11 protein-coding genes are annotated in these 13,653 nt (G+C 69.6%); 8 read left to right on the forward strand and 3 right to left on the reverse strand.

The window, feature by feature from the left end:
* Nucleotides 1-359: 359 nt before the first annotated feature.
* Nucleotides 360-1,808, forward strand: coding sequence for an aldehyde dehydrogenase family protein (locus ACIQVL_RS33065; RefSeq protein ID WP_403477172.1), 1,449 nt, complete (start codon nucleotides 360-362; stop codon nucleotides 1,806-1,808).
* A gap of 81 nt (nucleotides 1,809-1,889) precedes the next feature.
* Here ACIQVL_RS33065 and ACIQVL_RS33070 read toward each other — a convergent pair whose 3' ends face one another.
* The gene (locus tag ACIQVL_RS33070; RefSeq protein ID WP_403442347.1) at nucleotides 1,890-2,213 is read right to left on the reverse strand and encodes a hypothetical protein; all 324 of its coding nucleotides are present in this window, start codon (nucleotides 2,211-2,213) and stop codon (nucleotides 1,890-1,892) included.
* A 109-nt stretch (nucleotides 2,214-2,322) separates the two neighbouring features.
* On the opposite strand from ACIQVL_RS33070, the gene ACIQVL_RS33075 reads away from it, so the two are divergent.
* A complete protein-coding gene (locus ACIQVL_RS33075) occupies nucleotides 2,323-2,754 on the forward strand; it encodes a hypothetical protein (protein ID WP_403477173.1) in 432 nt (143 codons plus the stop codon).
* Between the two features lie 53 nt (nucleotides 2,755-2,807).
* Here the strand turns inward: ACIQVL_RS33075 and ACIQVL_RS33080 are convergent, their stop codons facing one another.
* Nucleotides 2,808-3,536: an SDR family oxidoreductase gene (locus ACIQVL_RS33080; RefSeq protein WP_403477174.1), complete on the reverse strand. Its 729-nt coding sequence runs from the start codon at nucleotides 3,534-3,536 to the stop codon at nucleotides 2,808-2,810.
* Nucleotides 3,537-3,610: 74 nt separating this feature from the next.
* Here ACIQVL_RS33080 and ACIQVL_RS33085 point away from each other — a divergent pair, with 74 nt between their 5' ends.
* The 3 genes from ACIQVL_RS33085 to ACIQVL_RS33095 all read left to right on the forward strand — a co-directional run bounded on the left by ACIQVL_RS33085 (nucleotide 3,611) and on the right by ACIQVL_RS33095 (nucleotide 6,443).
* A complete protein-coding gene (locus ACIQVL_RS33085; RefSeq protein WP_403477175.1) occupies nucleotides 3,611-3,988 on the forward strand; it encodes a MerR family transcriptional regulator in 378 nt (125 codons plus the stop codon).
* Between the two features lie 631 nt (nucleotides 3,989-4,619).
* Complete coding sequence (ltrA, locus tag ACIQVL_RS33090; RefSeq protein ID WP_403477176.1) at nucleotides 4,620-5,891, forward strand: group II intron reverse transcriptase/maturase; 1,272 nt, start codon at nucleotides 4,620-4,622, stop codon at nucleotides 5,889-5,891.
* A gap of 75 nt (nucleotides 5,892-5,966) precedes the next feature.
* The gene (locus ACIQVL_RS33095; RefSeq protein WP_403477177.1) at nucleotides 5,967-6,443 is read left to right on the forward strand and encodes a hypothetical protein; all 477 of its coding nucleotides are present in this window, start codon (nucleotides 5,967-5,969) and stop codon (nucleotides 6,441-6,443) included.
* 71 nt (nucleotides 6,444-6,514) lie between these two features.
* On the opposite strand, the gene ACIQVL_RS33100 is transcribed toward ACIQVL_RS33095, so the two are convergent.
* The gene (locus ACIQVL_RS33100; protein WP_403477178.1) at nucleotides 6,515-9,358 is read right to left on the reverse strand and encodes a glycoside hydrolase family 3 C-terminal domain-containing protein; all 2,844 of its coding nucleotides are present in this window, start codon (nucleotides 9,356-9,358) and stop codon (nucleotides 6,515-6,517) included.
* A 411-nt stretch (nucleotides 9,359-9,769) separates the two neighbouring features.
* On the opposite strand from ACIQVL_RS33100, the gene ACIQVL_RS33105 reads away from it, so the two are divergent.
* From ACIQVL_RS33105 to ACIQVL_RS33115, 3 genes are read left to right on the forward strand one after another with little or no spacing between them, the layout of a single operon-like run.
* On the forward strand, nucleotides 9,770-11,461 hold the full coding sequence (locus ACIQVL_RS33105; protein ID WP_403477179.1) for an extracellular solute-binding protein: 1,692 nt from the start codon (nucleotides 9,770-9,772) through the stop codon (nucleotides 11,459-11,461).
* Between the two features lie 28 nt (nucleotides 11,462-11,489).
* Nucleotides 11,490-12,530, forward strand: coding sequence for an ABC transporter permease (locus ACIQVL_RS33110; RefSeq protein WP_403442329.1), 1,041 nt, complete (start codon nucleotides 11,490-11,492; stop codon nucleotides 12,528-12,530).
* Complete coding sequence (locus tag ACIQVL_RS33115; RefSeq protein WP_403477180.1) at nucleotides 12,527-13,471, forward strand: carbohydrate ABC transporter permease; 945 nt, start codon at nucleotides 12,527-12,529, stop codon at nucleotides 13,469-13,471. The genes ACIQVL_RS33110 and ACIQVL_RS33115 overlap by 4 nt, the downstream gene beginning before the upstream one ends.
* Nucleotides 13,472-13,653: the final 182 nt, after the last annotated feature.

The raw sequence follows: 13,653 nt of genomic DNA on the forward strand, positions 1-13,653 counted from the left end.
CCCGTCCGGCGCTCCAGTCTTTTCAGCCCGTCCGGCGTTTGAGGACGACGACCGTCCTGCGCCCCCACTCTCCAGCCCGTCCGGCGCTTGAGGACGAGGCCGTTCAGGCCGAAGCGGGGGTTCGGGGGCGGCAGCCACCGGAGCGGGCGGTCGAAGGGGGGCCACCCCCTGGAAGATGGGACGGGTAGGGGCGGCGGGGGCGAGGAAAAGGCGGGGCACCCCCGGACCATGCCAATCCGGCGCACCCCCCGCCCCCACCACTACACCCCGGACAAACGCACCCCCGCCCCCGCCGACCTACCGTGGACCCGAACACCCTGCACACACCCACCCCCAACGCGGAAGGGCCGGGACTCGCAATGACCGCCACCCACGCCTTCTGGCTCGCCGGCCGCCAGGCCACCGGCGAGGACACCTTCGACGTCACCAACCCGTGGGACGCCCGTCTCGTCGGCAAGGTCAGCGTGCCCACCGACGCCCAGGTCGAGGAAGCCGTCGCCGCCGCGTACGCCGTACGGGACGAGTTCGCCGCCGCCCCGGCCCACGTCCGCGCCGCCGCCCTCGACCACGTCAGCCGGCGCCTCGTCGAGCGCACCGAGGAGATAGCCCAGCTGATCTCCGCCGAGAACGGCAAGCCGATCAAGTGGGCCCGCGGCGAGGTCGGCCGCGCCGTGTCCGTGTTCCGGTTCGCGGCCGAGGAAGCCCGCCGCTTCAACGGCGGCGAGGCCCAGCGCCTCGACACCGATCTCGGCGGCCAGGGCCGCCTCGCGCTCACCCGCCGCTTCCCGAAGGGCGTCGTCCTCGGCATCGCGCCGTTCAACTTCCCCCTCAACCTGTGCGCCCACAAGATCGCCCCGGCGATCGCGGCCGGCGTGCCGATCATCCTGAAGCCGGCCCCCGCGACCCCGCTCTCCGGCCTGATCATCGGCGACCTGCTCGCCGAGACGACCGGTCTCCCGGCCGGCTCGTGGTCGATCCTCCCGGTCGCCAACGACAAGATGGCCGCCCTCGTCCAGGACGAGCGCCTCCCCGTCATCTCGTTCACCGGTTCCGAGAAGGTCGGTTACTCGATCATGGACTCGGTGCCCCGCAAGCACTGCACCCTGGAACTCGGCGGCAACGGCGCGGCCGTGGTCCTGGGCGACTACTCCTCCGACGCCGACCTCGACTGGGCCGCGACCCGCATCGCGACCTTCTCCAACTACCAGGGCGGCCAGTCCTGCATCTCGGTGCAGCGGGTCATCGCCGACGCGTCCGTCTACGACCGCCTCCTCCCGCGCATCGTCGCCGCCGTCGAGGCCCAGGCCACCGGCGACCCGGCCGACGACCGGACCGACGTCGGCCCGCTGGTCAGCGAGGCCGCGGCCGAGCGCGTCGAGGCGTGGGTGAAGGAGGCCGTCGAGGACGGCGCCACCCTGGTCACCGGGGGCGACCGCGACGGCGCCACCTACGCGCCGACCGTCCTCACCGACGTCCCGGCCGGCACCACCCTCTCCCACGAGGAGATCTTCGGCCCCGTCCTCACCGTGCAGAAGGTCAACGGCGAGGCCGAGGCCTTCGCCGCCGTCAACGACTCCAAGTACGGCCTCCAGGCGGGCGTGTTCACCCACGACGTCCAGGCCGCCTTCCGCGCCCACCGCGCGCTGGAGGTCGGCGGCGTGATCGTCGGAGACGTCCCCTCCTACCGCGCCGACCAGATGCCGTACGGCGGCGCCAAGCAGTCCGGCGTCGGCCGCGAGGGCGTCAGGTTCGCGATGGACGACTACACCTACGAGCGCGTCCTGGTGCTCACGGGCCTCGCCCTCTGAGACCGAGCCCCCGGACCGACACCGAGAACGGCCGCAGCCCACTGTGCGGGGGCTGCGGCCGTGGTGTGTCCGCGGCGTGACTCAGACCCGGTTGCTCCGCCTGAGCTCCATCAGACGGCGGTCGACGGCGGCCACCTCCTCACGGGAGAGGACCGGCGCAACCCACTGCCGAGCCACGCCGTGGGAGAGGAACTCCTCCGGCAGCCCGATCCCGTAATGCTCCACGTAGTCAGCCGCGTCGAGCCGCCAGAAGAACCGTCCGTCGCTCATGATGGCGGTGCCGCCGGACCGGGAGAACTTGTTGCCCAGGATGTCCTCCGAGAATCCCATCAGGGCGATGACGGAGGTACCGGAGCGCAGATACTCGGCAATGCGTGCGCGCTCCCCGGCGGGAATCTCCCCCATCCCCTGCCGGAGTATCCCGGCGCTCTCCGAGAAGGCGGAATGGCCTGCAATCTTCCCGAATATCCCCAGGGGGCGATGTTCGTTCCGCCGCAACCGCACCACCGGCCAGGTGGCCTACTACCGCTGTTCCGGCCCACGGCCAGTGGCGCTGCCCGCCCCGGTCCGCGTCGCCGGAACCCGCTGGAAGATCGAGGAGACCATCCAGGCCGGCAAGGGCCTCGCAGGCCTGGATGAGCACAAGGTCCGCCGCCACACCCCCTGGCCGCGTTGGGTGACCCTCGCGATGCTCGCCCATGCCTTCCTGGCCGTCATCCGCGCCGACGAGCACTACGAACACCCCGCCCCCACCGGACTCATCGCCCTCACCTGCAACGAAATACAGCGACTATTCGCCCTGCCCGCCGTATCCCCGAACGGCCAACGCGACCATCGCCTGCACTGGTCCCTATGGCGTCGTCGACACCAGGACCGCGCCCGCGACTGCCACTACCGCCGACGCGAGGCCACAGCACGAAGATCCACGACTGCGGATGGAGTATGAATCGACCGACCTCAGAAGCAACCGACCGAAGGCAGTGCGCCCCGAGGGGCCCCTCATGCCGCCGTTAGCGCTGCCAGGGCGCGGTCCATCGCGGCGTTGAATTCTTCCGGCGCCAGCGGCAGCCGGGACTTGACGTCCCGACTCCACTGGTCGGCGAGGACCTCGGCGGCGCCCGCCTCGACACCGTCGAGCGCCGCGTCGGCCAGGTCCGACGGCGCGATCTTGGCCACGGGCCAGCCCGCGGCCATGTCGGTGTCGGCCAGGCCGAGGTGCACGGCTGTGACGAGCGTGCCCTGCTCGGCGAGTTCCAGGCGGACGCCGTTGGTCATGGCCCAGGCGGCGGCCTTGGTCAGATGGTAGGCATTGGCGCCCTTGCCCCCGAACCACGACATGGCGGAGAGGACGTTGACGATCGCGCCCCCGCCGTTCCTGGCGAGCGCCGGCGCGAACTCCCGGATCATTCCCAGGTGGCCGAACATGTTGGTCTCCAGCTCGTGCCGCACCGCGTCCAGCGAACCGGTCACCAGGTCGGTCCCCGTCTGGATCCCCGCGTTGTTGATGAGCAGCGAGACGTCCGGGGCGGCCTCGGCTGCGGCCCTCACGGATGCGGGATCGGCGATGTCCAGGGGCAGCACCTCGACCCCGGGCAGGTCCACGGTCTCCGGTCGGCGGGCCGTCGCGTAGACCTTGCGGGCGCCCCGTTCGAGCAGGCGCTGGGCGAAGGCGCGGCCCAGGCCGCGGTTGGCTCCGGTGACAAGGGCAACTGAGTTGGTGATGTCCATGCCCCGTACGCTAGAACCTGACGCTAACGTCAGAGGCAAGTGCTGATCATCGGGGCCGGGGGAGAGGAATCGCCATGACCGTCACGGAGGCCGCGGGCGAGCGGCTGATCCGCATCGGCGAGGTGGCGCGGGGTGCCGGCGTCTCGGTACGCGCCGTGCGCTACTACGAGCAGCAGGGGCTGCTCACCGCCGAGCGCAGCCCGTCCGGCCAGCGCCTGTACCAGCAGGATGCCGTCACCTTGGTCCGCTTCTTCCAGCAGATGTTCGCCGCCGGCCTGACCAGCCGAAGGATCACGGAACTCCTTCCGTGCTGGGACTCCGGGCACACCGACCCCGAGCAACGAGCCATGCTGCGCTCCGAGCGGGACCGCATCCAGGCCAAGGTCGACGACTTGCAGGCTGCCCTGGACCGCCTCGACGAGGTCATCGCGATCACGGACACGCACCCGTAGGCGCAGTCGGTCGGACGCCGCACCAGCGATCTACGGCTGGAGGTGTGCCACGAACACTGAGAGTGAGGTTGATGTAGGCAGAGACCCTACTTGATGTGGTGCTGTGCGGAAGATGAAGGTCTTGGCCCTTCGGCGTCGCCCTGCGGTGGGAGGCGTCAAACCGCCCCGAGCTGCGTTGGCTGAAGACCGTCGTGGTGAGCGTCCGGGGAAAAGGCGCCGGCCAGGCGTCAGGTGGGGCCCGGGAAGGCGAACGCGAGTGAACCGCTGATGACGTGTCGTAAGTAGTAAGTGACATCGAAACCGGGGTGACTTCAGGATCCCGGGATGAGCCTGGCGGGTGACCGCTTATTGGCCAGGCGGTGTCCGGCATGAAGGCGGCGCGAGCCCGGTCTGCGGCTTCCGTGCGGAACGTGGGAAGGCGTGTGGCGATACTGCCCTGGCTCAGCGGCCGGGGCGACAGGGAGAGCCCGGTGCGGAAGTCGTCCGGCCGGGTGTTGAGTACCATCGCGCGGCGCGCCGGCGGACCGGCTCGTAGTAGTGGGGAAGCCCCGGTAATCGGGGTGGAGCGAAGGGGCCGGGTCGTTCGTGACTGGTTTGTTCGGTCAACCGGAAGTTCTCCGGGAGGATCGGAATGGACGAGTTGAAAGCGTCGGCCAAGCCGTTCGACATCTCCAAGCAGGAGGTGTGGGACGCCTGGATGAAGGTGAGAGGGAACAAGGGCTCGTCCGGGGTGGACGGGGTGTCGGTCGAGGCGTTCGACAGGGACCTGAAGAACAACTTGTACAAGGTCTGGAACCGGATGTCGTCGGGCACGTACTTCCCGCCGGACGTCAAAGCGGTGCCGGTCCCCAAGAGCGGGGGTGGCACCAGGGTGCTGGCGGTGCCCACCGTCGCTGACAGGGTCGCGCAGACGGTGGTGGCCGGACATCTGTCGGAGCGGGTGGAGCAGATCTTCCACCCGGACTCCTTCGGATATCGGCCGGGCAAGTCGGCACTGGACGCCGTCGCGTCCTGCCGGGAGCGGTGCTGGCGGTTCGACTGGGTGGTCGAGTTCGACATCCGGAAGTTCTTCGACACCGTCCCGTGGGACAAGGTGGTGGCCGCGGTCGAGGCGCACACCGACGCCCGTTGGGTGGTGCTGTATGCCAAGCGGTGGCTGGCCGCGGGGCTGCGCCTGTCCGACGGGTCCACGACGGAAAGGGTGGAGGGCGCGCCACAGGGTTCTGCGGTGTCGCCCGTCCTGGCGAACCTGTTTCTGCACTATGCGTTCGACGCGTGGATGGTCCGGGAGTACCCGGGCTGCCCGTTCGAGCGGTACGCCGACGATGCGGTGGTGCACTGCCGCACCCTGGCGGAAGCGGAACGGGTCCTGGCCGCGCTGCGGTCCAGGATGGCCGAGGCCGGTCTGGAGCTGCATCCGGACAAGACCAGGATCGTGTACTGCAAGGACGACAACCGCCGGGGCCGGTTTGCGGTCACCGAGTTCACGTTCCTGGGGTTCACGTTCCGGCCACGAGGAGCCAAGGACAGACACGGGGTGATGTCCACCGCGTTCCTACCCGCGATCAGTAACCAAGCCCTGAAGAGGCTGAGCAGGACAGTGCGGTCCTGGAGACTGCACCGGCGCACGGCGCAGGACTCATCTGACCTGGCACGGACGGTCAATGCGGTGGTCAGGGGATGGATGAACTACTACGGGCGCTTCTACCGCTCAGCGTTGTATCCGCTGCTCGACCGCATCAACACCTACTTGCTGCGGTGGATCCAGAAGAAGTACCGGATCGGGACGAAACAAGCCCTGCGACGGTTGGCCCGAGGCCACACGGAGCGCCCGAAGTACTTCGCTCACTGGACCTGGGCGGCCCCGGCAGGGGCGAGGCCCAGAACGACAAGAGCCGTATGACGGGAGACTGTCACGTACGGTTCCGTGGGAGCCCGGGGGTGAGATTCCCCCGGGCGACCCGACTGAATACTCCAGTTGCAGATCGTGATCTTGCTGGTCAAGTACCAGGTGCTGGGCCGGCCTGATCCCTGCCTCGATTGGTCCGGCCCGATGCACTGCTGTCTCAGCTGGACCGGTCAGGGGGCTGATGGAGCTGTCCGTGCCGTAGAAGCGTCCCTGGTCGCACAGGGCGTCGATCTCGGCGTTGTCTTCCTCGCTCAGTTGTGCATCCAGCGCGACGCTGATGATGCCTCGGGCGCGGGCCAATCGCCGAGCGACCTCCCGGTCGGCGATGAATTTGCCGACGGTGTACTCGTCGGCGGTTCCGGATGTCTGGCGGGATCCGAGTCGGTCGAGGGAAGCAGCGAACTCGTTCAGGTCCCGCAGTACTGCGACGACCTCGCCGAGGGGCATGCGGATCTCTCGGGAGGACATGTCCGTCAGCCGGTTCTACTGGCCGCGTCGCCGGACTCGGACGGACCGTCGAGGAGACGACGAGCCGTTCGGACATGAAGATCGCGGAAAGGCCCGGCGCCGATGTCGTACGGTGCCGGGCCCTTCGCTGTGTCGGCTGTTCCGGACCCTCAACCGGAGAAGCCGACGTGCGCGATCCGTAGCGGGCCGCGCAGTCCGAGGTGGAGGTCGTGCACGCCCTCGGCGGCGAGGGGGGCCGTGAGGGCGGTGTAGGTGTACGCGTCGGCGGTCGGCTCGTCGAGGGTGAGTACGGCCAGCGGCGGGGCGCCGTCGAGGGACAGTTCCAGGGTGCCCCGGCCCGCCACCCGGGCCGTGACCTCCGTCGTACCGGTGCCGAAGTCGCAGTTCCGGTAGACGAGTTCGCCCGTGCCGTCGCCCGCGGGCGTGACCGCGTCGCCCGCCGTCCGGGTGCGGTCCACGATCGCGATGCCCGACTGCTCGTCGAAGTCCGCCGGTTCCAGGCCGGATCCGGAGGTGAGGGCCCGCGGCGCGGTCGGCTCGCCGTCGAGGACCACCGTCGTACGGAGGCGGATGTCCGCGCTGGACGCGCCGACCAGGACGTCGTACGGGCCCGGTTCGCGGCGCCGTCCGCTGCGGGCCACGTCCCAGAACTCGAAAGCGGAGAGCGGGACTTCGAAGGCCAGCGCGGTTCGTTCGCCGGGCGCGAGGGTGAGCCGGCGGTGGGCGAGGAGTTCGCGGCGCGGGCGTACCGCCGACGGCTCGACGGCCCGGGTGTAGAACTGGGCCACCTCGTCCGCCGCTACGGCACCCGTGTTGGCGACCGTGAAGGAGACCCGGAGCGTTCCGTCCGTCACCTCGGTCGCCAGGTCCGCGTAGGAGAAGGACGCGTACGACAGGCCGTGGCCGAAGGGGAACAGCGGGGTGCCCTCGAAGTAGAGGTACGTCTGGCGGGCGCCGAGCAGGTCGTAGTCGAGCAGGTCGGGAAGGTCGGCGTCGGCCGCGTACCAGGTCTGCGGGAGGCGGCCCGCGGGGGAGACGTCTCCGGCCAGGACGCGGGCGAGGGCGGTGCCCGCCGCCTGGCCGCCGTGGGCCGTCCAGAGCACGGCGGGCAGCCGGGCCGCGTCCACCGCGTACGGGTACGACGACACCAGCGCCAGCACCGTGTGCGGGTTCGCGGCGCGGGCGGCCCGCAGCAGGCGCTCCTGGTGCGGGGGCAGCGCCAGGGTCGTACGGTCCTCGGTCTCGCGGCCGTTGATGTGCGGGTCGTTGCCCGCGACCACCAGGACCGCGTCGGCCGCGGCGGCCACCCTGGTGACGGCGTCCGTACCGCGTTCGACGATGATCAACTCGAAGATCGAGGCGTTTTCGGCGGCAACCTTCACCCCGTCGGCGGCGACAGAGACGTGGCGACCCGTGCCGAGGTGCCGGAGGAGGTGACCGTTCTCGTGGGGTTCCAGGCGGAACGTCTCCTGGACGACCCAGCCGCCGGGCTGGTCCGCGGAGGCCCGGACGAAGCCGTCCTCGGCGACGGAGAGGTACCGGCCGTCCGGGGCACGGAGGGTGAGGACGCCCTCGCCCCAGTCGGCCAGGGCGAACTCGGTGCCGGTGGCGTCGGTGGTCAGCGGGGGCAGGTCCGTGCGGCCCGCGAGCAGCGCCGGGTCCAGGGCGCCGGCCGCACCGCGCGCCTCGTCGGCGGCCTCGGGGGCGGCCGGCACGTGCAGGAAGGAGCCGTCCGCGAGCCGCAGGCGGACCCGGTCCACCCCCTCCGCGAACTCCACGCGCTCCGCGCCGAACCGCTCGTACAGGCCCTCCAGGGGAGTGGCGCGGTGGATCAACGTGCCGCTGTACCAGTCGAGTTTGCACTCGTCGGCGAGCAGACCGACCACGGCGATCCGGGCGTCGGACGCGAGCGGCAGCAGGTCGCCGTCGTTCTTGAGCAGGACCACCGTCTGCTCGGCCGCCTCCTGGGCGAGGGCGCGGTGGGCCGGGGTGTCGAACGCGGCGGCACCCGGGTGCGGATCGTCGTGCGGGTCGAACTCGCCGAGGCGGAAGCGGACCGAGAGCTGGCGGCGGACCGCCGTGTCGATGTCCTTCTCCGTCAGCAGCCCCTGGGCCAGGGCCCCGTCGACCCGCGCGATGATCTGCGAGCTGTCCGTGCCGTGGTCGGTGAAGCTGTCGACGCCGGCCAGCAGGGCGGCCGCGGTCGCCTCCTCGTGGGTGGCGAAGTAGTGCTCGTGGTCGACCAGGTTGCTGGGCGCACCGGCGTCCGAGCAGACCAGCAGTTCCTCGTCCGTCCAGGTCCGCAACTGCTCGCGCAGGTACGGGGAGACGTGGTTGGGGCGGCCGTTGACCAGGTTGTACGCGGGCATCACGCCGGCCACCGCGCCCGCCTCCACGGTCTCCCTGAAGGCGCGCAGGTCGTACTCGTGCAGGACGCGCGGGCGCACCGAGGAGGAGGAAGTGGCGCGGTCCGTCTCGTTGTTGTGGGCGAGCCAGTGCTTCAGGACGGGGGCCGTGCGCCAGTACACCGGGTGGTCGCCACGCAGGCCGCGGGTGTAGGCGGTGGCGATGGCGGAGGTCAGTTTCGGGTCCTCGGAGTAGCCCTCCTCGTTGCGGCCCCAGAGCGGGTGGCGCAGCAGGTTCACCGTCGGCGCCCAGACGTTGAGGCCGACCCGGTCGTCGCGGGCCCGCATCGCCCGGACCTCCTTGGACACGGCCTCGCCGACCCGCCGGACGAGCTCGGTGTTCCAGGTCGCGCCCAGGCCCACCGCCTGCGGGAACACCGTCGCCGGGCCCATCCAGGCCACCCCGTGCAGGGCCTCCTGCCCGGTGCGGAAGGCGGCGATGCCCAGCCGCTCGACGGCGGGTGCGAACTGGTGCAGGAAGGAGACCTTCTCGTCCAGGGTGAGCCGGGCCAGCAGATCGTCGATGCGCTTCGCGAACGGCAGGCGAGGATCGCGGAAAGGCGGCGTGGGCGGCGTTTGAGCGGTCACGTGCGGTTCCCCTTGCGATGGAGCGACGCGGAGCTTTCGAAGCGCTTCGATGCTCATTCGACGCACCGTCGGGTGTCAAGAGACGCTCACCGAAAATTCAAGCGGCACATAAGGAGAGGTCATCCCCACGACCTCGGAGGAATCTTGGGAGCGACCCTTGTGCACCCCCGGGTGTTCACTTAACCTCGCAGCAACATCGAAGCGCTTCGACTAGCCGACCGCCCCGCCCGTCGACCAGCCGACTGGCGACCACCGGCCGACCGGCGACCACCGGCCGGCCGACCGGCCCCGTCCGCCCCAGGGACGTACGGCCGTGGTCGGAGGATCGCTTCCGCTCAGCCAGTTCCACTCAAGACACCGCAGCCGACGGCCACCGCCGGGTGTCCTGGTGCGCCACGAAGGGTTGACGCAATGACGCCGAACGCCGCTTCCGCCCCCTCCGGGCCGAGCCGGAGAAGTTTCCTCGCCTCCACGGCAGTCGCCACCGCAGCGGTGGCGGGCGGAATGCCGCTGCTCGCCGCCTGCGGGGCGTCGGACAGCGGGTCGGGAGGGGGCTCCTCCTCGGGCAAGGACGCGAAGAAGCTGCTGCCGTCGTACGTCGCCAACAACGTGGTGACCCCGGACATCCCGTCGAAGAACGGCTCCTCGATCGGCTTCACCGCCAAGCTCGACCTGGCGACCCTGAAGACCTCGGTCCCGAAGAAGCTCGGCAAGGGCGGCAAGGTCACCGTCATGTCGCCGTTCTGGGGCTCCCCGCCCAAGCAGGACAACCCCTACTACAACGCGATGAACGACATGATCGGCGTCGACGTCGAGTGGCAGAACCAGGACGGCAACACCTACGACCAGAAGCTCGGCGCGGTCCTCGCCTCCAGCGACGTGCCGGACGTCGTCGTCATCCCGAACTGGAACATGGGCGGCAAGATACCCACCGCCATCATCAGCAAGTTCGCCGACCTGGGGCCGTACCTGTCCGGCGACAAGGTGAAGGACTACCCGAACCTCGCCGCCATCCCGACCGACGCCTGGCGGCGCTGCATCTTCGGCGGCAAGCTGCGCGGGCTGCCCATGCCGGCCTCGTACGTCACCAACATCGTGCCCTTCTACCGCAAGGACATCTTCGACAAGGAGGGCTACCAGGTCCCGCGCTCGGCGGACGAGTTCCTGTCCCTCGCCAAGGAGATCACCAACGCCAAGGCCAAGCGCTGGGCCTGCATGGACATGAAATGGACCGCCTGGCAGATGTTCAGCGTGCTGTCCGGCAGCGAGAAGCCGCTCGGCTGGAACCTCGTCGACGGCAAGCTGATCAACCGCATCGAGACCGACGAGTACCTCGAAGCACTGGAGTGGACCCGCAAGCTCTTCGCCGCCGGGGTCGTGCACCCCGACTCGATGCTGGGCAAGAACGCCCCCGACGCGGGCCCCAAGTTCGCGGCCGGCGAGTTCCTGATCTACCCCAACGACATCAGCCAGTGGTGGAGCCGCACCGCCGAACAGGCCACCCAGAACCCGGACTACAAGATCTGGGGCATGGACGTCTACGCCCACGACGGCGGCGACCCGCAGGTCTGGGCCGAACAGCCCGCGGGGATCTTCGCCTTCGTCAACAAGAAGGCCTCCGAGTCCGTGATCCACGACGTGCTGGCCGTCGCCAACACCACCGCCGCGCCGTACGGCACCAAGGAGTACATGGCCACCAACTACGGCGTCGAGGGCACCCACTACACCGTCAGGAACGGCGTGCCCACCAAGACCACCCGGGGCAACAACGAGGTCCTCAACGCCTACGTCATGATCGCGAGCCCCGCGGCCACCATCGCCCACCCCGACTTCCCCGAGGTCGCCAAGGCGCAGGTCGAGTGGCAGCAGCGGATGGGCTCCTTCACCAGGAAGTCCAGCTTCTTCGGCCAGATGATCACCGAGCCGTCCCGCTACGCCAACCTCATGGACGACTTCGAGACGCTGGAGGACGACATCACCCGCGGCCGCAAGAAGATCAGCGACATGCAGCAGGCCGTCGCCGAATGGAAGAGCAAGGGCGGCGACAAGCTGCGCGACTGGTACCAGAAGCTGCTCGACGACAACGGTTCGTCGGCGAGCTGACCCGGCACCGAGGCAAGGGAGAACGGCCGTGTCCCACAGCACGGTGCCTCGCAGCAGGGCCGAGGCAGACGACGACGGTACGGGGAGGACTCCGGTGGCACCCGGCGGCGCCACCGGAACCAAGAGGAAGGCGCACACGGGGAAGCTGGGCCTGCGCCTCAGATTCAGACGCGACCGCGCCCTGATCCTGATGACACTGCCCGCGGTCCTGCTGCTCCTGGTCTTCAACTACCTGCCGATCCTCGGCAACATCGTCGCCTTCCAGGACTACGACCCGTACGTCAGCGACAACGGCGTCGTCTCGATGCTGCACAGCGCATGGGTGGGCCTGGAGAACTTCCAGCAGATCTTCGCCGACTCCGCCTTCTGGAACGCGGTGAACAACACCCTGGTGCTGTTCTTCCTGCAGCTCGTGCTGTTCTTCCCGATCCCGATCGCCCTCGCTCTGCTCATCAACAGCGTGGTCCGGCCCCGGGTACGGGCGATCGCCCAGGCGGTGCTGTACCTCCCGCACTTCTTCTCCTGGGTGCTGGTCATCTCCGTCTTCCAGCAGATCTTCGGCGGCGCGGGCGTGCTCTCGCAGCTGCTGCGGCAGCACGGCTACGACGGCCTCGACATCATGACCGACCCGTCGACCTTCAAGTTCCTGGTCACCGCGGAGAGCGTCTGGAAGGACGCGGGCTGGGGGATCATCGTCTTCCTGGCGGCGCTGGCGTCCGTGAGCCCGGACCTCTACGAGGCCGCCGCGATGGACGGCGCGGGCCGCTGGCGCCGCATCTGGCACGTGACGCTCCCCGCCCTGCGCCCGGTCATCGCACTCCTGCTGGTCCTGCGGGTCGGCGACGCGCTGACGGTCGGCTTCGAGCAGATCCTCCTCCAGCGCGACGCCGTAGGACCTGGGGCCTCGGAGGTCCTCGACACCTTCGTCTGGTGGAACGGCGTCCGCAACCAGGACTTCGGCTACGCGGCCGCCGCCGGCCTCATCAAGGGCGTGGTCAGCCTCGGTCTGGTCCTCGCCGCCAACAAGGTGGCCCATCTCATGGGCGAGCAGGGGGTGTACAAGAAATGACCGCCGTCGTGGACAAGCCTCCCGTACGGGAACGGCCGCCGTCCCGGTGGGCCGCGCCGCCGCGCCCGGTCTGGGAGGAGGAACCGGGCAGGGCCGGTATCGCCGGGAAGGGCCTGGTCCTGACCCTGGCCTGCCTCGCCGTCCTCTTCCCGCTCTGGATCGTGGTCGTCACCAGCCTGTCCTCCCGGAAGACCATCGACGAGGCGGGCGGCCTCGTGATGATCCCCAAGGGCATCACCTTCGTCGCCTACCGGGAACTGCTGAGCGGCGGCCAGGTCACCCGGGCCACCGTCATCTCCGTCCTGATCACCGTCGTCGGCACGCTGTTCTCGATGAGCGTGTCGGTCCTGTGCGCCTACGGCCTCTCGCGCATCGGCTCGCTCGGCCACCGCTGGTTCCTGATGCTGCTGCTGGCGACGATGTTCTTCAGCGCCGGCCTGATCCCCACCTACCTGCTGGTCCAGTCCCTGGGCCTCACCGACAGCTACCTCGCGCTGATCCTCCCGAGCGCGGTGAGCGTCTTCAACATCCTCGTCCTGCGCGGGTTCTTCATGGGCATCTCGCAGGAACTGACCGACAGCGCGCGCATCGACGGCGCCGGCGACTTGCGGATCCTGTGGCAGATCGTCATGCCGCTGTCCCGGGCGGTGCTGGCCGTGATCACCCTGTTCTACGCGGTCGGGTACTGGAGCGCCTGGTTCAACGCGTCCCTGTACCTCAACGACCAGGACAAGATGCCGCTGCAGAACGTCATGATCCAGCTGGTGCAGAAGCAGCAGGCCCCGGTGGGACTGGGGCAGGCGATCAAGACGGGCGAGCTGTCCTATCTCTCCGTGCAGATGGCGGTGATGGTGATGGCCCTGCTGCCGGTGGCGGTGCTCTCGCCGTTCGTCCAGAAGCACTTCAAGAAGGGGATGCTGACGGGGGCGGTCAAGGGGTGACCGTCGCCCTCTGAAGCGGGGCGGTTCGGTCGGCGGTCAACTGCGGGCCGGTGGGCGCCGATCGCGCAGTTCCTCCCCCAGCCTCCGGCCCGGGGGACCCCCAGCGCCCCTTACGGGGCTACATGGCTGCGGGCAGTCGTGCCGCTGGGGCGGCGCGGGTGGGCGCAGCGGCACCCGGCCAG

It is taken from the genome of Streptomyces sp. NPDC090499 (assembly GCF_044769305.1).
Taxonomy (GTDB): domain Bacteria; phylum Actinomycetota; class Actinomycetes; order Streptomycetales; family Streptomycetaceae; genus Streptomyces.